The organism is Kitasatospora sp. NPDC101155 (genome assembly GCF_044768305.1).
Lineage (GTDB): Bacteria > Actinomycetota > Actinomycetes > Streptomycetales > Streptomycetaceae > Kitasatospora.
Genome location: NZ_JBIWPN010000036.1, coordinates 5,153 through 30,296, shown reverse-complemented (window position 1 = coordinate 30,296; position 25,144 = coordinate 5,153). Strand labels below are relative to the sequence as shown.

Below are 25,144 nucleotides of genomic sequence, written 5' to 3'. Positions count from 1 at the left end.
TGAAAGGAACCCGACCATGAACGAACCGGACGCGGACGGCCGGAAGCTGTCCACCACCTTCGAACAGGCGATGGACGGCGTCGGCCTGGACCTGGGCCCGCTGGTCGCCGACGCGGCCGCACGGGGCCGCTCGATCCGGCGCCGGCGCCGGCTGACGGTCGCCGGCACCGTGACGGCGGTGGTCGCGCTGGCGATCGGCGGCACCGTCGCCCTGCGGACGGACGGCGGCAGCACGACCGCGGTCGCGGTGGCCGCCGCCTCCCCGACCGTGTCACCGACGCCCAGCCAGCGGTTCCCGCAGCCGCTCCAGCGGCCGGACGACGGTCCCGAGCAGCTGCTGCCGGGCACCGGCCCGCACACCGGCGAGGTCGCCATGACCGGCCATGCCGCGCTCGCCGCCCTCGCCAAGGCGCTGCCCTCGGCCGGGCGGACCTCCGACTACGCCGGCCACTCCGCACTGCTCAGGCCCACCAAGAACGCGGACCCCGAGGGCGTACTGGTCCTGGCCGACATGCTGTACGACGACGGCTCCGGCCCGGCCAGCGTCCGACTCCGGGTCGAGGGCAACCTCGGCGCCCACCTGCGGGCCGACTCCAACCCCAGCTACGACGACCTGTTCAGCTGCGCGAAGCTGAACAAGGGTGGCCAGTACCGCTACTGCTCCGACAGCGTGCTGCCGGACGGTACCCGTCTGCTGCTCATCGAACGGGCGACGGGCGACGTCCTCGAACGCGAGGTCACCCTGCTGCGGCCCGACCTGGCCAGGGTGTCGGTCGTGGCCGCCAACACGGCGGAGGTCGCGGGACAGGCCAAGGTCCAGGTGGTCCGGGAGGGACTGCCGCTCAGCCTCGACCAGCTCAAGGCCGCCGCAATGGCGACCAGCCTGCAGGAGTGGATCACCCCCGAGGAGGCGCGGCAGGCCGAGCAGACGATCCGGCCGTTCCACGACAACTCGCCCGAGCGGGACCTGCCCTCCGGCTCCGCGACCCCGAAGCCCGGCTCCGCCGGGTGAGGCCCCGCCGGGTACGGTGGCCGGTGTGGTGACAGACCGAGGGGGCCCGCGATGATCGTGGTGGACGCATCCGCGCTGGTGCTGGCGCTCGCCGACCAGGGCCCGCGCGGAGACCGCGCCCGGGCCGAACTCGCCGCCGACGGCGAGTGGTTGGCGCCCGAGCACATCGTCATCGAGGTGATGCAGTCGCTGCGCGGGCTCTACCTGGCCAAGGAACTGACCGCCGGGCGGGTCGCCGAACTCACCGGGGAGCTCGCGGCGGTGGCGATCCGCAAGATCGAGGTGGCGCCGCTGCTCGGCCGGATCTGGGAGCTCAAGGACAACCTCACGCCGGACGACGCCGCGTACGTCGCGGTCGCCGAGCAGTACGGGGTGCCGCTGGTCACCGCCGACCTGCGGCTGATGCGGGCCAGTGGGCCGCGCTGCGAGATCCGGGGGATCCGGCGGGACGCGGACTGAGGGTGTCCTCGGAGCGAGGCGCGAGGCGGGCCGAGGGTGTCCTCGGTGCTCCGGCCGCGTTAGCAGGGTGACCGTCGCCCCGCCCGTGGAAGGCCCGTCCCGATGCCCGCTCCGTTCACCGCCGCCCTGCTGCCGCTGGCCCTGCTCGCCCCCGCCACCTCCCCGGTCTCCGTCCTGGACGCGCACTTCGACCCGGCGACGGCCTTCGTCCCGCCGGCCGCGATCAGCTACGCGGACGACCTGGTGCCGTACGGCTCGCACGCCCGGGTGGTCACCGACCGGTCGGTGCCCGGGCGGACGGTGGTCACCCTGACGGTGACCGGGCTCGCCCCCGACCACGAGTTCCCGGTGCACCTGCACACCGGCAGCTGCGAGGCGGACCCGGCCGCCTCCGGGCCGCACTACCAGAACGCGGTCGACCCGGTGCAGCCGTCCACCGACCCGGCGTACGCCAACGACCGCAACGAGCTGCGGCTGGCGCTGCGCACCGACGGGCGGGGCGAGGGCACCGCCTCGGCCGCGGTGGACTGGCAGCCGCGGCCGGGCGAGGCGCGCTCGCTGGTGCTGCACGCGGGCACCCCGGCCGGGCCGCACGCGGCGGGCGACCGGGTGGCCTGCGTCCGGCTGGAGAAGTAACCGGCCCCCCGGGGGCGGCCGGTCCGTTCGTTCAGGAGCCCAGGGTGGCGACCAGGACCGCCTTGATGGTGTGCAGGCGGTTCTCGGCCTGGTCGAACACGATGGAGTGCGCCGACTCGAACAGCTCGTCGGTGCACTCCAGCTCGGTCATGCCGGTCGCCTCGTACATCTGCCGTCCGACCACGGTGCCGAGGTCGTGGAACGCGGGCAGGCAGTGCAGGAACTTCACGTCCGGGTTGCCGGTCGCCCGGACGGTGTCCATCGACACCTGGTACGGCTTGAGCAGCTCGATCCGCTCCGCCCAGACCTCCTTGGGCTCGCCCATCGACACCCAGACGTCGGTGTAGAGGAAGTCGGCGCCGGCCACGCCCTCGGCCACGTCCTCGGTCAGGGTGATCCGCGCGCCGGTCTCCTCGGCCAGCTGCTGGGCGGCCTTCCGCACGTCCTCGGCCGGCCAGAGGGCGCGCGGGGCGACGATCCGGATGTCCATGCCGAGCAGAGCGCCGGTCACCAGCAGCGAGTTGCCCATGTTGGAGCGGGCGTCGCCCAGGTAGGCGAGTGCGACCTCGGTGAGCGGCTTGGCGGTGTGCTCGGTGACGGTGAGCACGTCGGCCAGCATCTGGGTGGGGTGCCACTCGTCGGTCAGGCCGTTCCAGACCGGGACGCCGGCGTACTCGGCCAGCTCCTCGACGACCTCCTGGCCGTGGCCGCGGTACTCGATTCCGTCGAACATCCGGCCCAGCACCCGGGCGGTGTCCTTCACCGACTCCTTGTGGCCGATCTGCGAGCCGGCCGGGTCCAGGTAGGTGGTGGTGGCGCCCTGGTCGTGGGCGGCGACCTCGAAGGCGCAGCGGGTGCGGGTGGAGGTCTTCTCGAAGATCAGCGCGATGTTCTTGCCGCGCAGCCGGGGCTGCTCGGTGCCCGCATACTTGGCCGCCTTGAGCCCGGCGGCGAGGTCCACCAGGAAGCGGAACTCCTGGGGCGTGAAGTCGAGCTCCTTGAGGAAGTGCCTGTTCCGGAGGTTGAAGGCCATACCGGGCTCCTGGGGTGACGGGACTACGGGGAAGGCGGCAAGCGTATACGACAGGTGGAATTTCTATACAGAATGACGGTGAACGAAGGGGAGCCCGGGTCGGACTCCCCCCTCACCGGCCGTGCCGGAGGTCCTCGCCGCCGGCCTGCCGACCCCCGCTACAGGCGCGGATCGACCGGCTCGGACTCCAGCGCCAGCACCGCGAACACCGGCTCGTGCACCCGCCACAGCGGCTCACCGGCCGCCAGCCGGTCCAGCGCCTCCAGGCCCAGCGCGTACTCGCGCAGCGCCAGCGAACGCTTGTGGCCCAGCGAGCGCCGGCGCAGCCGGTCCAGGTGCACGGTGTAGTCCGGGCCGTAGATGATCCGCAGGTACTCCCGCCCGCGCACCTTCACACCCGGCTGCACCAGCCCGCCCGGACGGCCCTCGCCGCGCACCGTCCGCGCCACCGAGGCCAGCGGCTTGACCACCATGCCCTCACCGCCGGCGCCGGTCAGCTCCTCCCACCAGGCGGTGGCGGCGGCCATCGAGGCCTCGTCCTCGGTGTCCACCAGGACTCGGCCGGTGCGGTGCAGCATCGGCTCCTTCCCGGCCGCGTTCCCGGCGCCGGCGTTCCGCTCGTCGGCGTTCTGCTCGTCGGCGTCCACCAGGCGGTCGATCCAGGCCAGGTGCTCGTCGTGCGGGCGCACCGCGAGGTTCGCCCCCTCGGCGGCCAGCAGCTGGAACGGAGCGAGCCGGATACCCGACAGCCCCTCGGTCGGCCAGCAGTAGCGCCGGTAGGCCTCGGTGAACGCCGTCGCGTCGGCGGCACGCCGGCGCTGGCGATCGGTCAGCTCCGCGAGGTCCAGCCCACGCCCGGCGGCCCGCTCCAACGCGGACAGCACCTCGGGCAGGGCGGCTCCGGCCGCCGCGCCGACCGCCGCGTACTGACGGCGCAACAGCTCCACCGCCTTCAGGGACCAGGGCATCAGCTCGGCGTCCAGCAGCAGCCAGTCGGTGCCCAGTTCCTCGAACAGCCCGGCGCGTTCGGCGGCCTCGCGGACCCGTCCGAGCACGGCTCCGGTCAGCTCCCCGTCGTTGAGGAAGGCCCGGCCGGTCCGGGTCCAGATCGCACCCGGCCCCGCCACCCCGAAGCGCCGCTCCAGCGCGGCATCGTCCCGGGCGACCAGCAGCACCGCGCGCGAGCCCATGTGCTTCTCCTCGCAGACCAGGTGCCGGACGCCGTCCGCGCGGTAGGCGAGGAAGGCCTCCTCCGGGTGCTCCAGGTAGCCGTCCCGGCGGGAGGTCGGGCTCGGCGCCATGGTCGGCGGCAGGTAGGTGAGCAGCCTGGGGTCCAGCGCGAAGCGGCTCATCACCTCCAGCGCGGCCGCCGCGTTCTCCTCCCGGACGGCGACCCGCCCGTGCAGGCCGGTCTCCACGGTCCGGCGCCCGGCCACGTCGGCGAGGTCCAGCGGACGGCCCTCGCGGGCGCCCGGCGCGTCGGTGAGCAGCGGACGCACCGGCGTGTACCACTCCTGCTCGGCCTCGACGCTCACCAGCTCGCGCTCGGGGTAGCGCAGCGCGGTCAGGCTGCCGCCGAAGACGCAGCCGGTGTCCAGACAGATGGTGTTGTTGACGAAGCTCGCGCTCGGCACCGGGGTGTGGCCGTAGACCACCAGCGCCCGGCCCCGGTACTCCTCGGCCCAGGGGTAGCGCACCGGCAGACCGTACTCGTCGGTCTCGCCGGTGGTCTCCCCGTACAGGGCGTGCGAGCGGACCCGGCCGGAGTTGCGGCCGTGGTACTTCTCCGGCAGACCGGCGTGGCAGACCACCAGGGCGCCACCGTCCAGCAGGTAGTGGCTGACCAGGCCGCGCATGAAGGCGCGTACCTCGGCCCGGAACTCCTCGCTCTCCCCGGCCAGCTGGTCCAGCGACTCCTGGAGGCCGTGCGAGACGGTGACCTTCTTGCCGTCCATCGCCCGGCCGAGCTTGTTCTCGTGGTTGCCGGGCACGCAGATCGCGTGACCGGCCGCCACCATGCCCATCACCAGGCGCAGCACGCCCGGGGTGTCGGGGCCGCGGTCGACCAGGTCGCCGACGAAGACGGCGGTGCGGCCCGCGGGGTGGGCGGCGTCCACCGGGCGGCCCTCGGCGTCCCGGGTGAGGGTGTAGCCGAGGCGGGTGAGCAGGGTCTCCAGCTCGGAGCGGCAGCCGTGGATGTCGCCGACGATGTCGAACGGGCCGGTGAGGTGGCGCAGGTCGTTGTAGCGCTTCTCCAGCTCGATCTCGGCGGCCGCCACCTCGGCCTCACCACGCAGGATGTGCACCTTGCGGAAGCCCTCGCGCTCCAGGTCGCGCAGCGAACGGCGCAGCTCGCGGTTCTGCCGCGGGACGACGTGGGCGGCCAGCTGACGGTCCGGGCGGGAGCGGTTGCGCTCGGCGCACACGCCGGGCGGGACGTCCAGCACGATCGCGATCGGCAGCACGTCGTGCTCGCGGGCGATCCTGACCAGCTGCTTACGGGCCTCCGGCTGGACGTTGGTGGCGTCCACGACGGTGAGCCGGCCGGCCGCGAGGCGCTTGCCGACGATGTAGTGCAGGAGGTCGAAGGCCTCGGCGGAGGCCGACTGATCGTTCTCGTCGTCGGCGACCAGGCCACGGCAGAAGTCGGAGGACACCACCTGGGTGGGCAGGAAGTGGCGGCGGGCGAAGCTGGACTTGCCCGCGCCGCTGGTGCCGATCAGGACGACCAGGGAGACGTCGGTGACGGGGAGGCGGCGGGGGGTGGTGGTGCTCCCGGTTTCGTCGTTGGTCATCGGAGTCCGCCTCCTTCGGGCGTCATGGTGGTGGTCGTCGTGGTGACGGTCGGCGTGGTGGTGGTCGTAGTGGTGGTGGTCGTAGTGGTGTTCGCGGCCGTGGTGTTGGTGGCCGTGGTGGTCCGGTCGGTGCCGGAGCCGGAGCGGAACAGGGCGAGTTGGGTCGGGGCGCCGACCTCCTCGTCCTCGGGACCGACCGGGCGCAGCTCGACCGTGTAGCCGTACGCGGCCGCGACCTTCTCGGCCCAGGCGCGGAACTCGGCGCGGGACCACTCGAAGCGGTGGTCCGCGTGCCGGACGCTGCCCGCCGGGAGGCTCTCCCAGCGGATGTTGTACTCCACATTGGGCGTGGTGACCACGACGGCCTTCGGGCGGGCGGCGCCGAACACCGCGTACTCCAGGGCGGGCAGCCGCGGCAGGTCCAGGTGTTCGATCACCTCACACAGCACCGCCGCGTCGTAGCCCTTCAGCCGGGCGTCGGTGTAGGTCAGCGCGCCCTGCGCCAGCGTCACCCGGGCTGACTGCCGCTCGGGCAGGCGTTCCAGGCGCAGCTTGCGGCTCGCCGCCTGCAGCGCCCGCGCGGAGACGTCCACACCGAGGATGTCAGTGAACCGGGCGTCCTTCAGCAGCTCGCCGATCAGCTCGCCCTGGCCGCAGCCGAGGTCGGCGACCCGGGCCGCGCCGGTCTCGCCGAGGGCGGCGAGGATCGCGGCGCGGCGCTGCTCGGCGAGGGAAGGCGGCCGGGGCTCCCGCCGCTCGCCGTACCCGCTGTTCTCGGCGTACCCGCTGGTCTCGGTGGTCTCGGCAGTCTCGGTGGTCTGGGCCGTCCCGGCGCGCTCCTCCTCCGGCCGGTCGTCGACCGCGTTGTCGATCTCCTCGACCTCGCGGTCGTCCGCCTCGGCCAGCCGGGCCAGCTCCAAGCGCTCCATCGCCGCCCGGGTCAGCGACCAGCGCCGGGACAGGTAGCGGCGGGCGATCAGGCCGCGCTCCGGGTGGACGGCCAGCCAGCCCTCGCCGGCGGCGAGCAGCTTGTCCACCTCGTCCGGGGCGACCCAGTAGTGCTTGGCACCGTCCAGCACCGGCAGCAGCACGTACAGCTGCTGGAGCGCGTCGGCGAGCCGTACGGACTCCGAGGAGAGCGCGATCCGCACGTAGCGGGACTCACCCCACTCCGGGAAGGCCTCGTCCAGCGGGATCGCGGTCGCCGCGACCCGCCAGCCCAGCGGTTCGAACAGCCGGGCCACCATGGCCGGGCCGCCGCCCTCGCCCGCGCCGTTCGCGGGCACGGCGGGCAGCTCGATCCGCAGTGGGCGGGCCTGCCCCGGCAGTTCGGGGCGGGCCGGGCAGGCGCCCTTCATCGCGGACCGGAACACCGTCCGCAGCGCCACCGCGAGCAGCGAGGACGCGGCGTACGGGCGGTCGTTGACGTACTGCGCGAGGGCGAAGTCGGGCGAGCCGCCGCGGCCCCTGCCGTCGCCCCGACCCTTGCGGACGAGCGCGATCGGGTCGATGTCCAGCAGCAGCGCCGCCGTGCAGACCTCGTCCCCCGCCTCGGGGTAGAAGACGTGGGCCTCGCCGTGCGACGTCGTGAACCGCTGGACCTTGCCGGGATGCTTGTGCAGCAGGAACCCGAGATCCGTGGCCGGGTTCTCGGCGCTGCCGGTGGTGGAGATCGACATGAACACCCGCCGAAGTATTGCCCAGCACACGGCCCCCGAGCACCGGGTTTTCCCTCCGCACGGCCCGCCGACCTGCGGCTCCGCCCGGCACGTCCGCACGGTGGGCGTGTTCGGCAGTAGGGCCCCGCATTGGTTAACGTGCACGGTGTGACTGCTGAATCCACCTCCCTTCCGAACGGCGCCGTGGCCACCGGCCTGGCCACCATCGCCGCCGACGGCACCGTCCTCGACACCTGGTTCCCCGCCCCCGTCCTGGCCGCCGAGCCCGGCCCGGCCGGCACCGTCCGCCTGACCGCCGAGCAGGCCGAGGCCGAGCTCGGCGCCGGCGCCGCCGACGCCCTGCGCGCCGACGCCCGCCGCGGCGTCGAGGTGGTCGCCGTGCGCACCACCATCGCCTCGCTGGACGAGAAGCCGCTCGACACCCACGACGTGTACCTGCGCCTGCACCTGCTCAGCCACCGCCTGGTCAAGCCGCACGGCCAGAACCTGGACGGCATCTTCGGTCTGCTCGCCAACGTCGCGTGGACCAGCATCGGCCCCGTCCCGGTGGACAAGGTCGAGCAAGCCCGCCTCGCCGTCCGCGCCCAGGGCGGCCAGCTGGCCGTCTACGGGATCGACAAGTTCCCGCGGATGACCGACTACGTCGCCCCGACCGGTGTGCGCATCGCCCACGCCGACCGCGTCCGGCTCGGCGCACACCTGGCGTCCGGCACCACCGTGATGCACGAGGGCTTCGTCAACTTCAACGCCGGCACCCTCGGCACCTCGATGGTCGAGGGCCGGATCAGCGCGGGCGTCGTGGTCGGCGACCACAGCGACATCGGCGGCGGCGCCTCGATCATGGGCACCCTGTCCGGCGGCGGCAAGCAGGTCGTCTCGGTCGGCGAGCGCTGCCTGCTCGGCGCCAACGCGGGCATCGGCATCTCGCTGGGCAGCGACTGCGTGGTCGAGGCCGGTCTGTACGTCACCGCCGGCACCCGGGTCACCACCCCGGACGGCACGGTGGCCAAGGCCGTCGAACTGTCCGGCCAGGACAACCTGCTGTTCCGCCGCAACTCGCAGACCGGCGCGGTCGAGGTCATCGCCCGCTCCGGCTCCTGGGGCGGTCTGAACGCGGACCTGCACGCCCACAACTGACCTTCGGGCAGTGGCCCTCGGGGTCCGGCGCTGGATGCGCCGGGCCCCTTCGGCGTTCTACGGGGTTGCGGCCGGTACGGACCGCCGCGCCCTACGGCCGACGGTGGCGCCCCGGCGCCTTCCGCTGCCGCGGCGCCGAGTAGGGCGGCCACCGCACCCCGTCGCCCTCGATCCCGTGCAGGATCCGCTGGGCGGCGGCGTAGTCCTCGGCCACCGTCTCCGCCAGCCACTGGTAGCCGTCCCACCGCACGATCAGCCGCGGCTCGCGCGGCGCCACGTGGGCGCCCCGCTGTTGCTCGTCCGCGAGCCGCACGGCCCTCAACTGCCCGACCGGCCGCAGTCGTTGCTCCCGCCTCGCGGCCCACGACGCCAGCGGTTCGCCCTCGTCCATCGTCCCAGTCTGGCCTCCTCACCCCGTTGATCGGCACCCTCGTCACTCGACCGGGGGACGCACCGGCCCCGGTGCCCGAAGCTCTCCGCTCCCTCCCGGTGTCCACCGCGGTCTATCGCACCATCAGCGGCTCCTCAGCACGGCGAGCTGCTGGGTCGCCCTGGTCATCGCGACGTAGCGGTCGACCGCTCCCTCGACGCCCTCACCGAACGCCTCCGGGTCGACCAGGACGACCAGGTCGAATTCGAGCCCCTTGGCCAGCTGCGGGGTGAGCGAACGGACCCTCGGCCGCTCCCGGAAGCCCGGGGCGCCTATGACGCAGGCGACCCCTTCGGCGTGCTCGGCGAGCCAGGTGTCGAGCACCTCGTCCAGCTCCGCCACCGCCCCGTGCCGGACCGGGATGCCGCTGCTGCGCACCGAGGTCGGCACGTTGGCGTCCGGCAGGGCCGCCCGGATGGCCGGCTCGGCCTCCGCCATGACCTCCTCCGGCGTCCGGTAGTTGATGCTCAGCGAGGCCAGGGTGGTGCGGTCGAGCCCGACCCGCCCGAGCCGCTCCTGCCAGGACTCGGTGAAGCCCTGCCTGGCCTGGGCGCGGTCCCCGACGATGGTGAAGCTCCGGGACGGGCAGCGCAGCAGCAGCATCTGCCACTCCGCGTCGGTGAGTTCCTGGGCCTCGTCCACGACGATGTGCGCGAACGGGCCGGCCAGTGGCTCCGCGTCGGCGCCGGGCAGCGCGGCCTCGTCGATCAGGGTGTCCTGGAGGTCCCGGCCGCGCAGCATGGTCACCGCGCCCTCGCCGTCGTCGTCGGCCTGGAGGAGGTCGCCGATCACGTCGGCCATCCGCGCCCGCTCGGCGGCCGCCGAGGCCTGGTGGCGGTTCCGGCGCAGAATGGCCTCGCGGTCCCCGAGCCGCTGGCGGGCCGCGTCCAGGAGCGGCAGGTCGGAGACCGTCCAGGCGTTCGGGGCGTGCTTGCGCTGGAGCGTGCGGACCTCCTCGGGGGCGAGGTGGGGGGCGCACATCCGCAGGTAGGCGGGCACCGACCAGAGGTCGCCGACCAGGTCGGTCGCGTCGAGCAGCGGCCAGGCACGGTTCAGCGTCTCGACCAGCTCCCGGTCCTGCCGCAGCGAGCGCCGGAACAGCTCGGGCGAGACCTCCTCCTCGTCCTGCTCCAGCTTGTCCATCAGGATCGAGGCCAGCTCGTCCCAGATCTGCTCGCGCGCCTCGTTGTGCGGGGTGCCCGGATCCGGGGCATCGAAGGCCTCGACCCAGTCCTCGGCGCTCAGCCAGAGGTCGGACCAGTAGGTGGTGACCGCCATCCCCTCGGTGGGCGGCTCCTCGTAGAACCGGACGGCCTTCTCGATCGCCTTCACCATGTCGACGGAGGACTTCAGCCGGGCCACCTCCGGGTCGGCCTCCGGCGCCGCGCCCGCGCCCTCGGGGAGCAAGTCCCGCACGGTACAGGTCCGCACCCCCTCCTCGCCGAGGCTGGGCAGGACGTCGGCGACATAGGCCAGGTACGGCTGGTGCGGGCCGACGAACAGCACGCCGCCGCGCCGGTGGCCGAGGCGGGGGTCGGAGTACAGGAGGTAGGCGGAGCGGTGCAGCGCGACGACGGTCTTGCCGGTACCGGGGCCGCCGTCGACCACCAGGGCGCCGCGCGAGCCGGCCCGGACGATGGCGTCCTGGTCGGCCTGGATGGTACCGAGCACGTCCCGCATCCGGGCCGAGCGGTTGGTGCCCAGGCTGGCGATGAAGGCGGACTGGTCGTCCAGCGCGGCGTGCCCCTCCAGTCCCTCGGCGGTGAACACCTCGTCCCAGTAGTCGGCGATCCGCCCGCGGGTCCAGCGGTACCGGCGGCGGCTCACCAGACCCATCGGGTCGGCGTGGGTGGCCGCGAAGAACGGCTCGGCCGCGGGCGAGCGCCAGTCGACCAGCAGTCGGCGTCCCTCGCTGTCGGTGAGCCCGAGCCGGCCGATGTGCACCGGCTCCTCGTCGTCCGCGGCGACGATGCGCCCGAGGCACAGGTCCAGGCCGTAACGGCGCAGCGCGCGCAGTCGGCCGCTCAGCCGGTGGACCTCGATGTCCCGGTCCATCGCCGCCTGCCCGGCACCGCCCGGGGCCCGGCGCACCGCGTCGAGCTGGTCGGACAGTTCGGCGATCGCCCGCTCCAGGCTCTCCGCGATGTCCGCGAAGTGTCGCTCGTCGCCCCCGATCAGCGCCGGGTCGGCCTTGGCGGAAAGGCGCTCGGGAAGGTCGAAAGCACTGGTGGTCAGGGGATTCATGGCATCAGCTCCGATCTGAGGTCGCCGATTCTGCGCCATCACCGGGGCCTTGCCGCAAGACCCCCGGTGCGCTATATGTTGAGAGTGGCAAGGGGTGGGTTCTCCCCCTTTCCCCTCTTCCTCCCGCTCCTTCGGCAGTCGCTCTCGGCTCCTTTCTCCGTCGCCCCCCGTCGCGCCCTGCGCTCCCCCTCGACCCGGCCCCTAGCCGAGGCTGCGGCGCGGCGGCAACCCCGGCTCACCCGAGAGGCCTACGGCGTACTGGAGTTGGACCGCATCGGGTGGTACGCGGTGACCGCCCGCCGGAACGGTTCGTTGGTCGCTGCGGCACACGGCACCACCGATCCGAAGAGGTCCCCGTCATGTCCGAACCCTCTGCCACGCCGCAGTTCCCGAGCAGCCCGACAGGCTCGGCCGCCGGCGACTCGGCCGGGCCCGCGACCCCCAAGAGCCTGCTGGAGCAGATGCAGGAACTGCTCGCCTCGGTGACCGCGGACCTCGCCGAGCTGCAGTCCGGCACCCGTGGCACCGCCCCGGCCGCCGCCTACCCGGCCGGCACGGACACCTCCGACGCCCCGGCCGCGCCGGGCACCCGGTAGTCCGGCGCCCACTCCTCCTCCGTCGGCCCGCCCTCGCCCGGCGGGCCGAGCCGGACCACGAGCAACGGCGAACCGTGACCGGCCCGTTCCGGCTCCGCGCCACCGAGCGCCGTATGCTCCGCTCCTCCGCCCCGGTCGACCGCCTCCCGCAACCGGGCGGTCACGTCCTTGCACTCCGACATCGCGTCGACACCGTCGATGCACGTCCAGTAGAGACTCTCGGTGTCGGCTCCGCAGGCCAGCACCACGAGCGTCTCCCCGACCTCCCCCAGCAGTTCGTCCAGCGCTCCCAACATCGGCGCCAGTTCGCCGAGTTCGGTGAGCCGACCGGCCCGCCCGCCGCTCACCGGGATGCCGCCGGCGACGGACCTGTCCAGGCAGACCGCCGCGTGCGCCCCCGCCTCGGAGAGCTGCTGGCCGAGCCCGGCCAGCTCCTCGTCCTCCGACTCCGCCAGCCTGGCACCCACCGCCTCGGTCAGCAGCGCGGCCTGCCGCGCCTCGGCCAGCACATCCGGCACGTGTCTGGCCTCGGCCAGGGCGTGCCGGGCCGTTCTGATCAGTCGCAGCGCCTCCATGGGCCCCGCTCCTTCCGCTCGCTGTCGCCGTCGCCCCCGACCGCCGCACCAGGGCGGTCGAGTGGTCACGGCGAAAGCGTGCGGGGAAGCGGGTCGACCCGCATCCACCCATTCCGAAGCTGTGGAAAACCCCGGGGTTGTGGATAACTTCCGTCCCTCACAGGGGTGATCAGCCCACGTCAGGGTTGACGTCAGCCGCCCCTCCGGGCACCGGGAAGCGGTGCTCGTTGCGTTCGATCTTGGCCGCGAGCGCCTCCAGCGGGTCCACCCCGACCGCGGTGCAGAACTGCACCAGGTACGCGAGCACGTCCGCGACCTCGTCGCGCACCCGGTGGGCCCGCTCCGGGTCGGACATCACCGCGGCCGCCTGCTCGGGCGTGAGCCACTGGAAGATCTCCAGCAGCTCCCCCGCCTCCACGCTCAGCGCCGCCGCCAGGTTCTTCGGCGTGTGGTACGGCTCCCAGCGCCGCGCCGCCGCGAAGTCCACCAGCCGCTGCCGAAGGCCCTCCAAGGTCAGCTCCGTCGGCACGCCCCGCTCCCCCGGCCCCGTCTCTCGCTCGTTCACGCCCCCAGGTCTACCGCATCCGCGCCCCCCACCACCTCCGGGGCGCCCCCGTCCCGGTCCCCGTCCCCCCACGCCCACTGCACCGGCACCCGGGCCGCCTCCGGCCGCAGCACCGTGAACCCCGACCCCGGATCGCGCCGGCACTCCACCAGCGCCACCGCCCCCGGCCGCTCCTCGCCCGCCCCGAACGCCTCCCGCGCCGCCGTCGGCTCCTGCAGCGCGGCCACCACCCTCAACTGGTTGCGCCCCGCCATGTCCCGCGCCAGCCGCAGCAGCGAGGCGGTCTGCTCGGTGGCGAGCCCGGCCCCGAGGTCCTCGGCGAGCACGGTGAGCTGCCGGTGCGCCCAGGGCACCTCGGCGGCCACGTCGAGGTCGAGCACCCCGGCCCCGGTCAGCAGCACCGCCGCGAAGGCGAGGTGGCGCAGCATGCCGTCGGAGGCCTGGTCGGCCCCGGTGCGTCCGAGCACGCCCTCGTCGAAGACGGCGAGCACCCCCCGCACGCCCCCGCTCTCGCGCTCCGCGAGGGTGAGCCCGAGCAGCGGGTGCGGCGCGGCGGCCTGGACGGCCCGCAGCAGCTGCCCGTACCGGCGCGGGCACTCGTTGCTGAGCCGGTTGATCAGGGCCGAGATGTTGGCGGCGTTGCTGCGCAGCCGGGCCTGCGGATCGGCCTTGGCCCAGCCACGCATCAGCGCCGGGACGGGGTGCAGCGGGAAGACCTCGCGCAGCGCGGTGAGCAGGTCCTCGACGGCGGCGAGGACCAGCCGCTCGCCGTGCGAGGAGCCGGCCACCCTCAGCGGCAGCTGCGCGGTGATCATGGTGCCGCTGGGGAGCGGCGCCCGGATGTCACCCTGCCGGGTGTCGTTGTGCCAGCAGACGTTGACGCGCCGGCTGCGCACGTCCTGCTCGCTGGTGTCCACCAGCGTCCGGCCGTCGAGGCTGAGCGACTCCCGGGCGATCCGGACCGGGCCGTCGGTGCGGATCACCAGGTCGAGCCGGATCCGGCCGCGCGGCGAGCGGACGGTGCAGCCCAGGATGACGGCGTCCCGCCCGTGCGGCACGCACCCGTCCAGGCCGCCGCGCACGGGTGCGGCGAGCGGGCCGGTGCGGTCCGGCAGCCCGTCCAGGGAGTCGGCGATCTCCTCGCCGAGGGCGAGCCGGGACAGCACGGCCAGCGCGTCGAGGGCGTTGGACTTGCCCACCCCGGCCGGCCCGTACAGCACGGTGAGCGGCGCGAGCGGCAGGACGGCGCGCCGGTACGACTTGAAGGCGGTGAGCCGAAGCTCCTCAAGGGTGGGACGTGGCACGGGCGGCCGGTCGGGCCACGGAGCACCCGGTCGCAGATGGGCCGGCCCGGCGGGCGCGGCGGCGTCGCGGTTCACCCGTCGGACGTTAGCCGCAGCCCGATCGGGAGAAACGTGCCTGCTCAGCAGATTCATCCCAACGTGCGGCCACGCCCCGACACGGTGACCCGGCCAGGGCTCAGGGCCGCCGGTACCCGGCCACCGTCACCGAGGCGGTCACCTCGACCGGGTCCGGCAGGCCCGCCAGGGCGGCGGCGAGCCGGTCCGGGTCGGTGTGCCAGGCGCTCGGGCCCATGCCGACGACGGTACGGACGTCCTGCGGGGCGAGGCGCAGGGTGAACTCGACCTCCCGCTGCTCCACCGGCGTCAGATGGGGTCCGAGCTTCTCGTCGATCCGGCGCTGCTTGTCCTCGTCCACCGACAGCAGCCCGAGCGCGGCCACCAGTTCGCGCAGGTGGCGGGCGGTGGGCGAGACCAGGAGCAGGGTGCCGCCAGGGCGCAGCACCCGGCGGATCTCGGGTCCGTTGCGCGGGGCGAACACGTTGAGCATCAGGTCGGCGGAGGCGTCCCGCAGCGGCAGCGGGCGCCAGGCGTCGCAGACCACGGCGCCGATCCTGGAGTGGGCCTTGGCGGCGCGGCGCAGCGCGTACTTGGAGATGTCGAGCGCGGCGCCGACCCGGCCGGGCAGGGCGTCGAGGACGTGGGCCAGGTAGTGGCCGGTGCCGGCGCCGAGGTCGGCCACCAGGCCCCCCGGGGCGACGGCCGGGGCGGCCGGGGCGGCCGGGGCGGCGGAAGCGGCCTCGGCGAGGGCGTCGGCGATCGGCCGGTAGTGGCCGGCGGCGAGGAAGTCGGCGCGGGCGGCGACCATCTCGGCGGTGTCGCCGGTGCCGGTGTGGGCGTCGCCGGCGAGGAGGCTGACGTAGCCCTGCTTGGCGAGGTCGAAGCTGTGCCCGGCGGGGCAGCGCAGGCTGCGCTCGTGCCGGGTGAGGGCCTGCGCGCAATGGGGGCAGGCCAGGTAGGGCTCGATGTCCTGCAGCAACGTTCCGTCTTCTCTCGCCGTTCGCCCCGGCTGTTCGGGGGCGCCAGCCAGCCTAACGACCCCGGCCCGCCGAAACCCGACCCCGCTCCGGTGCCGCCCGCCCCGCAGCCAGCCGCAACGCCAGCCCGGCGAGCGCCTCCGGCGCGCCCGGCCGCCCGCGCACCCCCGGGAACGCGTTGACGTCCACGATGACCGGCTCCGCCGCCCCGTCCAGCAGGTCGACCCCGTACACGTCGAGCCCGAACACCTCCCCCACCCGTAGCGCCAGCGCGGCCAGCCCGGCGGACGGCTCCCACTCCCCCGCCGCCCCGGGCCCACCCTCGTCCGGGGAGAGTTCGGAGCGCCGCCGAGCCGCGAACACCCGCCCGTCGACCACCCACAGCTTCTGGTCCCAGCCGCTCCCCGGCAGGTACGGCTGGGTGACCACCTCCTCCTGCGGCCAGCGCTCGACGAGGTCCCGCAGCCGGGCCGCACCGTCGACCCGCGCGACCAGGTCGTGCCGTCGGCTGTGCCGGCTCTTGACCACGAACGGGTAAGCCGGAGGCGCGAGTTCGCCCAATCGCCCGGCTGCCACGGTCGCCGCGAACGGCAGCCCGGCGTCCCGGGCGAGTTGCGCCATCCGCACCCGGTCCTGGCAGAGCTCCGTCGCCGCCGCCGAGTTGACCACGACCGCACCCCGCCGCTCCAACTCCCGCGCCAGCGAAAGCGCTTGCGGCGTACGAGCCTTGAGCAGATAGACATCGGCAAGCGCCCCCACCCCGCCGCCGGGCGGAACGACCTCCACCCCGCCGCCGGGCGGAACGACCTCCACCTCGCACCCGCGCCGCACCAGCACCTCGGCGGCGGCCACGAGCACCGGGTGCCCCGGATCTCGCGCGATCAGCCCGACCCTCACAGCAAGTCACCGTCCACGAGCCCCAGCCGGCCGTACGGGGCACCACCCGCCGGCACCAGCGCGGGCGCCGACACGGCCGTCCCGCTGCGCGCGAGCCGCAGCACCGCTCGGGCGACCCGGGCCACCGCGTCCGGCACCTGCCGGAAGCTCGGGAAGTCGTTGACGTCCACCACCACCGGCCCGTCCGGCCCGAGCAGCACGTCGAGCCCGTACAGGTCCAGCCCGAACACCTCGCCCACCTGTGCCGCGATCCGCGCCACGCTCGCCGGCAGCGGCACCTGCCGTTCGCGAACGCCCTGACCGGGGTGCAGCGGGGAGGAACGTTCCGTCGCGAAGAACTCGCCGTCGACGCAGTACACCTTCAGGTCCGTCCCGGAGTTGGGCACGTACGGCTGCGCGATCAGCAGCCCCTCGCCCGCGAGTTCGGACCCGAGGCCGGGCAGGTCGTCGGGCCCGGCCACCAGCCGGACGCCCCGCCCCGAGCTGCCGTCGGCCGGCTTGACGACCAGCGGGTACTCGGCGGCCGGGATCTCGGTGAGCCGCTCCCAGCGGGCGGCCGCGTAGGTGACCGGGACGGGCAGGCCGCGGGTACGGGCGATGACCGAGGCGAGCGCCTTGTCCCGGACGCCGCGGATCGAGCGCACGTCGTTGACGGTGGTCAGGCCCACGGCGGCGGCCGCCTCCAGCAGGGTGAGCCCGGGCCCGCCGGAGACGGTCTTGAGCACCCAGGCGTCGTGGCTGCCGGCCCGCACCGCCTCGGAGACCACCATCAGCGAGTCCCCGGGGCGCAGCACGTCCACCCGGTGCCCCCACGCGGTGAGTTGCCGCGCCACGTCGAGCGGCATCCCGTCCCGCCGGTAGTGCTCCTCCACCAGAAAGCAGAGCCTCATGGGCCTGTCTTCCCCCTTGCATCGCCGAGTGCGGACGTCCGCCGTCCCCCTCGGCAGAGCTGTGAAGGGTTCAGCATGCCCGACGTGTACGCACAAGATCACCGCGAGCCGGTAAGCGTTCGGCAACAATCCACGACCCGCCGCCCGGGCACCCGCACAAAGCGGTGGCGGACCGTCAACACCCCTGCTTGGATGCACGCCGTGACTTCCGTTGATCATGTTCCCGACGACCGCGCCCTGCTCGACGAGATCGAGCGCTACTACGACACCGCGCCCCGCAGTGCCGCCGACGCCGAGGACTTCGGCCCGCTGACCCTGTTCGTCCGCAGGGGCGACACCGGCTGGCCGTACTACGCCCGCCCGACCCTCGGCCACGACGGCCCGGCCGCCACCGCCGAGGACGTGCGCAAGGTGCTGGAGCGGCAGCGGGAGTTGGGCGCGCCGGAGGCCTTCGAGTGGGTCGCCGAGCAGAACCCCGGGCTGCGCGCGGCCGTGGAGGCGGCCGGGCTGACGGTGCACGAGCACCCGCTGCTGGTGCTGGGCCCGCAGGACGAGCCGGCCCCGGCGCCCGGCCTCCCCGGGCGGGTGGAGGTGCGGCTAGTGGGTGCGGACGCCCCCGAGCTGGCCGACGCGGTCGCCGTCCCGCACGTGGCCTTCGGCAACCCGGGCACCGCCACCGGCTCCGCGGGAGCGGCCGAACTGGCCGAGAACGCGGCGAAGTTGACGGCCGACGGCGGAGTGGCGCGGATCGCCCGGCGACTCACCGACGGCGTGACCGTGCTGGCCGCCGCCCTGGACGGCGCCGAGGTGCTGTGCGCGGGCCAGCACAACCCGGTGGGCCCGGTCACCGAGGTGGTCGGGGTCGGGACGCTCCCGTCCGCGCGCCGGCGCGGCCTGGGTCTGGCCGTCACCGCGGCCCTGGTGGCGCACGCGCGCGCCAACGGCGTGCGGACGGTGTTCCTGTCCGCCTCCGACGAGGACGTCGCCCGGATCTACCGCCGGGCCGGCTTCCGCCCGTTCGCGACGGCCCTCATCGCGGAGCCCTGAGCCGCAGCGGCGAGGACGGCGGTCAACCGGTCAACCGGTCAACCGACCTGGCGGCCGACCAGTCGGGCGGCCAAGCGGTCAAACAGCCCCACGACCGAACAGCCCCACGGCCCAAAGGCCCGGCAATCAGTCGTCGTCCTCGTCCTCGTCGTCCGCCCCGCTGACACCCTCTCCCTCAGCCTCGTCCACCACCCAGGCCGCCAGCCGCTCCGCGACCCCGGACACCCCGAGCCTCCCCTCCCGGATGGCCCGGGACAGGCTGCGCACCTCGCGGGCGGTGGTGGCGACGGTGCAGCCGCTGGCGACGAGGTAGGCGTAGGCGACGGCGGTCGCGTAGAGCTCGTTGGTCCTCTCCAGGGCCGGCACCCGGATCAGCTGGTGCATCAGCGCGGCGGCGCGGTCCTGCGGTTCGGGGTAGACGGAGATGTCGAAGATCTCGGCCTGGTGCCGGGTGACGGCCGCGAGCAGCGAGCCGTAGTCGGTGACCTGCGGGTCACCGGGCGTGTACTGCTCGGCGGTCATGAGCAGCCACGAGAGGTCGACCTCCAGTTTCAACGGCGCACGTCCTGGATCTCGCCCGGCTCCCCGAACTCGGCGAGGAACGCCGTCTCGTACTCCTTCATGAACTGCGCGGCCGCGTCGACGAAGGCCCGCCCCGACTCACCCATGTCCTGCTGGACCAGGCGCTCGATGTACTGGTTCATGCTGATCCCCTGCTGCTCCGCCCGTTCCCGGGCCATCTCCGCGGTCGTGGCGTCCACTCGGACGTTCAGCTGCTTCTTGCCCATGCCGTTCAAGCTAGCGCCGAAGTGCTAGCACAACAAGGGCGCACGCACACCGCCCGCACACCTGCCGCACGCCCCCGCGCAACCTTCTGTCATCGAAGCCGTCACCGAAGCCGCCACCGGACCCGCCGGAGGCGGCCCAGCTCCCATACCCGCCCCGCCGCCACCCCATCCCCACCGGGACGAGTGAGACTTGAAGAGTCCTTCACCATTCGGGACCCTGAACTCTCCTGAGCGTTCCCCCCGAGCGGCACCGACCGGTCTGGAGGCCGGCAATGACAGCCATATTCGACCAGGAGCTGCGCGAGCAGCTCGCCCAGGCCCGCCGGGACCTCGCGGAGGCCCAGGCCCAAGGGGACGCCGACGGCGTCCAGGCATATGAGGGCAGGATCGCCGGGCTCCTGCGGCTCGCCGCCCAGCACGGCATCGACCTTCCGCACAGCGCCGACGAAGAGGAGCACAACGAGTAGCCGCGCCCCGAAACGCCGAGGAGGCGGCACCCGTGCCGGACGGGTGCCGCCTCCTCGACAACGGGGTCACTCCCCGGCCGGCTCCAGGATCGCCACGCACTCGAAGTGGTGCGTCATCGGGAACAGGTCGAAGGCCCGCAGCGACACCGGGCGGTAGCCGCCCTCGCGGAAGAACTTCAGGTCCCGGGCGAGCGCCGCCGGGTCGCAGGCCACGTACGCGATCCGGCGCGCCTCCAGGCCCACCAGGTGGGCGACCGTCTCGCGGCCGGCACCCGAGCGCGGCGGGTCCAGGACGATCAGGTCGGTGGCGGTGATGCCGGTGCGCGGCAGCAGCGTCTCGACCCGGTCGCACTCGATCCGCACGTTGTCCAGCGCGGCCAGGTTGTGCCGGGCGTCGACCACGGCCTGCTTGGCCGACTCGATGCCGAGCACCGCGCCGTCCTCGCCGACCCGGTCGGCCAGCGCGCCCGCGAACAGGCCGACGCCGCAGTACAGGTCGAGCGCGTTCTCGCCCCACTGCGGGTCCAGCCCGTCCAGCACCGCGTCGACCAGGGTGTCCGGCGCCTCCGGGTGGATCTGCCAGAAGCCGCCGTTGCTGACCCGCCAGGTCCGCCCGGCCGCCCGCTCGCGGACGAAACTGCGCCCGTGCACCCGGTGCAGGTCACCCTGCTCGTCCACCCGGGCGATCGACACCGGCTTGTCCAGCTCGACCAGCGGCAGCTGGGCGCCGTCGCGCGGGGTCAGCACCACCTGACGGTCCGAGGAGCCGGTCGCGGCGATCGCCTCGACGCTCGCCACGCCCGGCCAGTCGCGGGACTCGATGCCCAGCTCGGTGACGCCCTCGGCGGCGATCAGGCAGCGGTCCACCGGCTGCACGTCGTGCGAGCGGTGCTTGCGCAGGCCGACCTTGCCGGTCTCCGCGTCCACCGCGTACTGCACCCGGGTGCGCCAGGCCGGCACCTGCCCGGCCGGCAGCTTGCCGCCGACCGGCTCGACGCTGCCGTCCCAGCCCGCCTCGGCCGGGGTGAGCCCGGCCAGCTTCGCCAGCTGCTCGGTCAGCACCGCCGCCTTGAGCTTGCGCTGACCACCCGGGGTCACGTGCTGCCAGTCGCAGCCGCCGCACTTGCCCGGCCCGGCGAACGGGCACGGCGCCTCGATCCGGTCCTTGGCCGGCTCCAGCACCTCCACCGCGTCGGCCCGCAGGAAGCGCGAGGTGCTGGTGCCCTCGGTCACCAGCGCGACCACCTTCTCGCCCGGCAGCGCGTGCCGGACGAACAGCACTCGGCCCTCGTGCCGGGCCACGCAGTGCCCGCCGCCGTGCGCGACCGGGCCGACCTCGACCTCGTAGCGCTGCCCGACCAGCGGCTCGCCGGACGGCTTCTCCGTCCGCGGCGCCCGCGCGGCGGCCGTGCGCAGCGCCTTCGGCGGGCGCACCGCCTGCTTGCGCGGCGCCTTCCGGGCCGCCCCGGCGGCGCCCTTCTCCTTCTCCGCCCGGGCACCCTTCTCACCGCGCGCGGACTTCTCGGCCCTGACGGGCTTCTCGACCGGGGCCTCCGAACGGGCCTCCCCCGGCACGATCGGCGCCGTGCGCGCCGTCAGGCCGTCACGGTCGGTGGCCTCCGGGCGGTTCGGCTTGCCCCAGCGCGGCCGGGCGACCTGCCCGGGCTGGGAGCCGCCCCGACGGGCGCCCTTGCCCTTGCCGGAGGCACCGGAGGAGCCCGAGGAACGGGGCGGAGTGTTGCGCGTCACTGGGAGGAGTCCTTGCTGCGGTCGGAGGTGTCACCGGCGGTCGCACCGGTGGAGACGGAATCCTTCGACTTTACGGCCTTCGGCGCCCGCGGCTCGCCACGGCGGACGGCACCCGGCGGCGACCAGGCCTTCTGCGGCTTGCGCCGCTCCGAGGACTCCAGCTGCCAGGGCACCGAGGTGACCATCACCCCGGGCTTGAACAGCAGCCGCCCCTTGAGGCGCAGCGCGCTCTGGTTGTGCAGCAGGTGCTCGTACCAGTGGCCGACCACGTACTCCGGGATGTAGACCGAGACCACGTCGCGCGGGCTGCTGCGCCGCAGGTTCTTCACGTAGTCGAGGACCGGCCCGGTGATCTCGCGGTACGGCGAGTCCAGCACCTTGAGCGGCACCTCGATGCCGCGCTCGTCCCACTCCCGCCGCAGCGCCGTGGTGTCCGCCGGGTCGACGTTGACGGTGAGCGCCTCCAGCGCGTGGGCGTGGGCCAGTCTGGCGTACGCGAGGGCGCGCAGCGCCGGCTTGTGCAGCTTGGAGACCAGCACGATCGCGTGCACCCGGGTGGGCGGCACCACGTCGTCCGGCTCCTCGGCGGCGGTGAGCTCCTCGGAGACCCGGTCGTAGTGGCGGCGGATGCCCTTCATCATCACGAACAGCACGGCCATCGCGGCGATCGCGATCCAGGCGTGGCCGATCTTGGTGACCAGCACGACGATCAGCACCGCCATGGTCATCACCAGGCCGAAGCCGTTGATCGCCCGGCTGCGCTGCATGTGCCGGCGCTCGGCCGGGTCGGTCTCGGTGCGCAGCAGCCGGGTCCAGTGCCGGATCATGCCGGACTGGCTCATGTTGAAGGAGACGAAGACGCCGACGATGTAGAGCTGGATCAGCCTGGTCGGGTCCGCGTCGAAGGCGATGATCAGCAGGATCGCGGCGATCGCCAGCAGGATGATGCCGTTGGAGAAGGCCAGCCGGTCGCCGCGGGTGTGCAGCTGGCGCGGCAGGTAGCGGTCCTGGGCCAGGATCGAGCCGAGCACCGGGAAGCCGTTGAAGGCCGTGTTGGCGGCCAGCACCAGGATCAGGCCGGTGACGGCGGCGACGAAGTAGAAGCCGGGCGTGAAGTTGTTGAAGACGGCCTCGCTGATCTGGGCCAGCGCGGTCTTCTGGTGGTAGCCGGACCCGGAGCCGACCAGCTGCTCGGCCGGGTTCTCGGCCATCTGCACCCCGGTCAGCCGGGCCAGCCAGATGATGCCCATGAACATCACCACGGCGATGGAGGCCATCATCAGCAGCGTGGTGGCCGCGTTCTTGCTCTTCGGCTTGCGGAAGGCCGGCACGCCGTTGGAGATCGCCTCCACACCGGTGAGCGCGGCGCAGCCGGAGGAGAAGGACTTCAGCAGCAGGAACACCATCGCGAACCCGGCGAGCGAGTCGTTGCCCGGGGTGGCGGCGAGGTGGAAGCCGGAGCTCTCGGCGGGCATGTCCTGGCCGAGCACGAAATGCCGGAACACCCCGTAGCCGACCATCCCGATCACGCCCGCCATGAAGGCGTAGGTGGGCACCGCGAAGGCGGAGCCGGACTCACGGACGCCGCGCAGGTTCATGCCCATCAGCAGCACGACCACGACCACCGACACGATCATCTCGTGCCCGCGCAGCGCCGGGACGGCGGAGACCACGTTGGCGACGCCTGAGGTGGTGGACACGGCCACGGTCAGCACGTAGTCGACCATCAGAGCCGCCGCGACCACCAGACCGGCGGCCGGCCCGTGGTTGACGGTCGCCACCTCGTAGTCGCCGCCTCCGCTCGGGTAGGCGTGCACGTTCTGCCGGTACGAGGCGACCACGGCGAGCATCACGATCGCCACGACGAGGCCGATCTGCCAGGAGAAGTGGATCGCCGAGGCGCCCGCGACGGAGAGGGTGAGCAGGATCTCCTCGGGGGCGTACGCGACCGAGGAGAGCGCGTCCGAGGCGAAGACGGGCAGCGCGATCCGCTTGGGAAGAAGGGTTTCCCCGAGCTTGTCGCTGCGCAGGGCGCGCCCGATCAGGATGCGTTTCGGAAGGTCAGTCGGCATAGGCACGTTAAGGAATCGTAGGGGTTTCCCGGCAGGGCTTGCGCCGTTTATCCCCCCCTTCGTCGCGACTGCGTTCGGTGGACCGGCTAGCGTGTCGGATACGAGTCGGTGGGCAACACTCTGGTTGTCGAGCGGAGTCCGGCCGACGCCCCACGAGAACGCTCGCCCCGGAACCACCGGGCGGGAAAGGGAGATGAACGGTGTTTGCGCAGGTCAAGAACCCTTCGGAACGGGTGAGGTAGCGCCGGTGCACATCGTCATCATGGGCTGCGGCCGCGTGGGCTCCGCCCTCGCCAGAACACTCGAGAAACAGGGCCACTCGGTGGCCGTGGTCGACCAGGACCCGACCGCGTTCCGTCGGCTGGGCGCCGGGTTCAACGGGCGCCGGGTGACCGGGGTCGGCTTCGACCAGGACACCCTGCGCGAGGCGGGCATCGAGGAGGCCGGCGCCTTCGCCGCCGTCTCCAGCGGCGACAACTCCAACATCATCGCCGCGCGCGTGGCCCGGGAGACCTTCGGCGTCGAGAACGTCGCGGCCCGGATCTACGACCCCCGCCGCGCCGAGGTGTACCAGCGCCTGGGCATCCCGACCGTGGCGACGGTCCGCTGGACCGCCGACCAGATGCTGCGCCGACTGCTGCCGAGCGGCGCCGAGCCGCTGTGGCAGGACCCGAGCGGCAGCGTGCAGCTGGCCGAGGTCGCCTACCACCCGAACTGGGTCGGCCACCGGATCAGCCTGCTGGAGGAAGCCTCCGGCGCCCGGGTGGCGTTCGTCACCCGGCTCGGTGAGGGCGTGCTGCCCTCACCGCAGATGGTGGTGCAGGAGGGCGACCTGGTGCACGTGACGGTGCGCCGGACCGACCTGACGGCGGTCGAGGCCGCGTTCGCGCAGGGGCCGAAGGAGGAGGGTCACTGATGCGGGTCGCCATTGCCGGGGCCGGTGCCGTGGGCCGCTCGATCGCGGGCGAGCTGCTGGAGAACGGCCACGAGGTCCTGCTGATAGACAAGAACCCGAACGCCATCTCGGTGGAGCGGGTCCCGATGGCGGAGTGGCTGCTGGCCGACGCCTGCGAGATCACCTCGCTGGACGAGGCGGCGCTGCAGCGCTGCCACGTGGTGATCGCCGCGACCGGTGACGACAAGGTCAACCTGGTCGTCTCGCTGCTCGCCAAGACCGAGTACGCGGTGCCGCGGGTGGTCGCCCGGGTGAACAACCCGAAGAACGAGTGGCTCTTCAACGAGTCCTGGGGCGTGGACGTGGCCGTGTCCACCCCGCGCCTGATGTCCGCCCTGGTCGAGGAGGCGGTCAGCGTCGGCGACCTGGTCCGCCTGATGCGCTTCAGCCAGGGCAACGCCAACCTGGTCGAGCTGACCCTGGCCGGCGAGGCCGAGCTGGTCGGCACCCGGGTCGGCGACGTGACCTGGCCGCAGGACACCGCGCTGGTGAGCATCATCCGCGAGGGCCGGGTGCTGGTGCCGAGCAAGGACGACACCCTGGAGGGCGGCGACGAGCTGCTCTTCGTCGCCGCGCAGGAGCGCGAGGAGGAGCTGGAGCAACTGCTCTCGGCCACCACCGGCGCCCAGTAGGAACAGCGGGAACACGGGACACGGCGGAGGGCCCGCACCCACCCGGGTGCGGGCCCGCCGCCCGACACGTGCCGCGGGCGGGGGGACGTTGGCCGCGCCACCGCGGGGGCGTCCACCTGCGCCTGGTTAGGCGGCGGGGCCCTCAGCA

The 25,144-nt window shown here is 73.6% G+C and carries 24 protein-coding genes; 9 read left to right on the top strand and 15 right to left on the bottom strand.

What is annotated here, in order from left to right:
• The first annotated feature begins 16 nt into the window (after nt 1-16).
• From ACIRYZ_RS34855 to ACIRYZ_RS34845, 3 genes are all read left to right on the top strand, one after another.
• Entirely contained in the window at nt 17-1,012 is a 996-nt protein-coding gene (locus ACIRYZ_RS34855; protein ID WP_402952133.1) for a hypothetical protein, read from the top strand.
• Between the two features lie 51 nt (nt 1,013-1,063).
• Nucleotides 1,064-1,471 carry a type II toxin-antitoxin system VapC family toxin gene (locus tag ACIRYZ_RS34850; protein WP_402952131.1) on the top strand — a complete coding sequence of 136 codons (408 nt, stop codon included), beginning with the start codon at nt 1,064-1,066 and terminating at the stop codon, nt 1,469-1,471.
• Nucleotides 1,472-1,573: 102 nt separating this feature from the next.
• Nucleotides 1,574-2,107 (top strand): superoxide dismutase family protein, encoded by a 534-nt coding sequence (locus ACIRYZ_RS34845; RefSeq protein WP_402952130.1) that lies wholly within the window; start codon nt 1,574-1,576, stop codon nt 2,105-2,107.
• Nucleotides 2,108-2,138: 31 nt separating this feature from the next.
• Here the strand turns inward: ACIRYZ_RS34845 and argF are convergent, their stop codons facing one another.
• The 3 genes from argF to ACIRYZ_RS34830 form a co-directional block, all read right to left on the bottom strand.
• Complete coding sequence (gene argF, locus ACIRYZ_RS34840; protein ID WP_402952128.1) at nt 2,139-3,140, bottom strand: ornithine carbamoyltransferase; 1,002 nt, start codon at nt 3,138-3,140, stop codon at nt 2,139-2,141.
• A 158-nt stretch (nt 3,141-3,298) separates the two neighbouring features.
• On the bottom strand, nt 3,299-5,935 hold the full coding sequence (locus tag ACIRYZ_RS34835; RefSeq protein ID WP_402952126.1) for a polynucleotide kinase-phosphatase: 2,637 nt from the start codon (nt 5,933-5,935) through the stop codon (nt 3,299-3,301).
• Entirely contained in the window at nt 5,932-7,620 is a 1,689-nt protein-coding gene (locus tag ACIRYZ_RS34830; protein WP_402952124.1) for a 3' terminal RNA ribose 2'-O-methyltransferase Hen1, read from the bottom strand. Before ACIRYZ_RS34830 ends, ACIRYZ_RS34835 begins: the two co-directional genes overlap by 4 nt.
• Before the next feature lie 141 nt (nt 7,621-7,761).
• Here ACIRYZ_RS34830 and dapD point away from each other — a divergent pair, with 141 nt between their 5' ends.
• Nucleotides 7,762-8,751: a 2,3,4,5-tetrahydropyridine-2,6-dicarboxylate N-succinyltransferase gene (gene dapD / locus ACIRYZ_RS34825; protein ID WP_380613695.1), complete on the top strand. Its 990-nt coding sequence runs from the start codon at nt 7,762-7,764 to the stop codon at nt 8,749-8,751.
• Nucleotides 8,752-8,842: 91 nt separating this feature from the next.
• On the opposite strand, the gene ACIRYZ_RS34820 is transcribed toward dapD, so the two are convergent.
• Nucleotides 8,843-9,142: a DUF6087 family protein gene (locus ACIRYZ_RS34820; protein WP_402952123.1), complete on the bottom strand. Its 300-nt coding sequence runs from the start codon at nt 9,140-9,142 to the stop codon at nt 8,843-8,845.
• Between the two features lie 123 nt (nt 9,143-9,265).
• Nucleotides 9,266-11,425, bottom strand: coding sequence for an RNA polymerase recycling motor ATPase HelR (helR, locus tag ACIRYZ_RS34815; RefSeq protein ID WP_402952121.1), 2,160 nt, complete (start codon nt 11,423-11,425; stop codon nt 9,266-9,268).
• 359 nt (nt 11,426-11,784) lie between these two features.
• Here helR and ACIRYZ_RS34810 point away from each other — a divergent pair, with 359 nt between their 5' ends.
• On the top strand, nt 11,785-12,021 hold the full coding sequence (locus ACIRYZ_RS34810) for a hypothetical protein (protein ID WP_402952120.1): 237 nt from the start codon (nt 11,785-11,787) through the stop codon (nt 12,019-12,021).
• Here ACIRYZ_RS34810 and ACIRYZ_RS34805 read toward each other — a convergent pair.
• From ACIRYZ_RS34805 to ACIRYZ_RS34780, 6 genes are all read right to left on the bottom strand, one after another.
• Entirely contained in the window at nt 11,967-12,596 is a 630-nt protein-coding gene (locus ACIRYZ_RS34805) for a DUF6099 family protein (protein WP_402952118.1), read from the bottom strand. The two genes, ACIRYZ_RS34810 and ACIRYZ_RS34805, sit on opposite strands and share 55 nt — an antisense overlap.
• A gap of 169 nt (nt 12,597-12,765) precedes the next feature.
• On the bottom strand, nt 12,766-13,161 hold the full coding sequence (locus ACIRYZ_RS34800) for a nucleotide pyrophosphohydrolase (protein WP_387619853.1): 396 nt from the start codon (nt 13,159-13,161) through the stop codon (nt 12,766-12,768).
• On the bottom strand, nt 13,158-14,465 hold the full coding sequence (locus ACIRYZ_RS34795) for an AAA family ATPase (RefSeq protein WP_402952117.1): 1,308 nt from the start codon (nt 14,463-14,465) through the stop codon (nt 13,158-13,160). The genes ACIRYZ_RS34800 and ACIRYZ_RS34795 overlap by 4 nt, the downstream gene beginning before the upstream one ends.
• 175 nt (nt 14,466-14,640) lie before the next feature.
• Nucleotides 14,641-15,501, bottom strand: coding sequence for a putative RNA methyltransferase (locus ACIRYZ_RS34790; RefSeq protein ID WP_402952115.1), 861 nt, complete (start codon nt 15,499-15,501; stop codon nt 14,641-14,643).
• 52 nt (nt 15,502-15,553) lie between these two features.
• Nucleotides 15,554-16,396, bottom strand: coding sequence for a RimK family alpha-L-glutamate ligase (locus tag ACIRYZ_RS34785; RefSeq protein WP_402952113.1), 843 nt, complete (start codon nt 16,394-16,396; stop codon nt 15,554-15,556).
• Nucleotides 16,393-17,286 (bottom strand): RimK family alpha-L-glutamate ligase, encoded by an 894-nt coding sequence (locus tag ACIRYZ_RS34780; RefSeq protein WP_402952111.1) that lies wholly within the window; start codon nt 17,284-17,286, stop codon nt 16,393-16,395. Before ACIRYZ_RS34780 ends, ACIRYZ_RS34785 begins: the two co-directional genes overlap by 4 nt.
• Nucleotides 17,287-17,478: 192 nt before the next feature.
• On the opposite strand from ACIRYZ_RS34780, the gene ACIRYZ_RS34775 reads away from it, so the two are divergent.
• Nucleotides 17,479-18,333 carry a GNAT family N-acetyltransferase gene (locus tag ACIRYZ_RS34775; protein WP_402952110.1) on the top strand — a complete coding sequence of 285 codons (855 nt, stop codon included), beginning with the start codon at nt 17,479-17,481 and terminating at the stop codon, nt 18,331-18,333.
• Between the two features lie 126 nt (nt 18,334-18,459).
• Here the strand turns inward: ACIRYZ_RS34775 and ACIRYZ_RS34770 are convergent, their stop codons facing one another.
• Both ACIRYZ_RS34770 and ACIRYZ_RS34765 read right to left on the bottom strand, forming a co-directional pair.
• The gene (locus tag ACIRYZ_RS34770) at nt 18,460-18,888 is read right to left on the bottom strand and encodes a fic family toxin-antitoxin system, toxin component (RefSeq protein WP_402952108.1); all 429 of its coding nucleotides are present in this window, start codon (nt 18,886-18,888) and stop codon (nt 18,460-18,462) included.
• Entirely contained in the window at nt 18,885-19,121 is a 237-nt protein-coding gene (locus ACIRYZ_RS34765; RefSeq protein WP_380613687.1) for a toxin-antitoxin system HicB family antitoxin, read from the bottom strand. The genes ACIRYZ_RS34770 and ACIRYZ_RS34765 overlap by 4 nt, the downstream gene beginning before the upstream one ends.
• Nucleotides 19,122-19,393: 272 nt before the next feature.
• Between ACIRYZ_RS34765 and ACIRYZ_RS34760 the strand changes: the two genes are divergently transcribed.
• A complete protein-coding gene (locus ACIRYZ_RS34760; RefSeq protein WP_387619871.1) occupies nt 19,394-19,588 on the top strand; it encodes a hypothetical protein in 195 nt (64 codons plus the stop codon).
• Nucleotides 19,589-19,654: 66 nt separating this feature from the next.
• On the opposite strand, the gene ACIRYZ_RS34755 is transcribed toward ACIRYZ_RS34760, so the two are convergent.
• Complete coding sequence (locus ACIRYZ_RS34755) at nt 19,655-21,004, bottom strand: class I SAM-dependent RNA methyltransferase (protein WP_402952178.1); 1,350 nt, start codon at nt 21,002-21,004, stop codon at nt 19,655-19,657.
• A gap of 329 nt (nt 21,005-21,333) precedes the next feature.
• Nucleotides 21,334-23,409: an APC family permease gene (locus tag ACIRYZ_RS34750; RefSeq protein WP_402952105.1), complete on the bottom strand. Its 2,076-nt coding sequence runs from the start codon at nt 23,407-23,409 to the stop codon at nt 21,334-21,336.
• 247 nt (nt 23,410-23,656) lie between these two features.
• Here ACIRYZ_RS34750 and ACIRYZ_RS34745 point away from each other — a divergent pair, with 247 nt between their 5' ends.
• Together ACIRYZ_RS34745 and ACIRYZ_RS34740 are read left to right on the top strand one after the other, a co-directional pair.
• On the top strand, nt 23,657-24,325 hold the full coding sequence (locus ACIRYZ_RS34745; RefSeq protein ID WP_402952103.1) for a potassium channel family protein: 669 nt from the start codon (nt 23,657-23,659) through the stop codon (nt 24,323-24,325).
• Complete coding sequence (locus ACIRYZ_RS34740) at nt 24,325-24,996, top strand: potassium channel family protein (protein ID WP_393027625.1); 672 nt, start codon at nt 24,325-24,327, stop codon at nt 24,994-24,996. Before ACIRYZ_RS34745 ends, ACIRYZ_RS34740 begins: the two co-directional genes overlap by 1 nt.
• Nucleotides 24,997-25,144 lie beyond the last annotated feature (148 nt).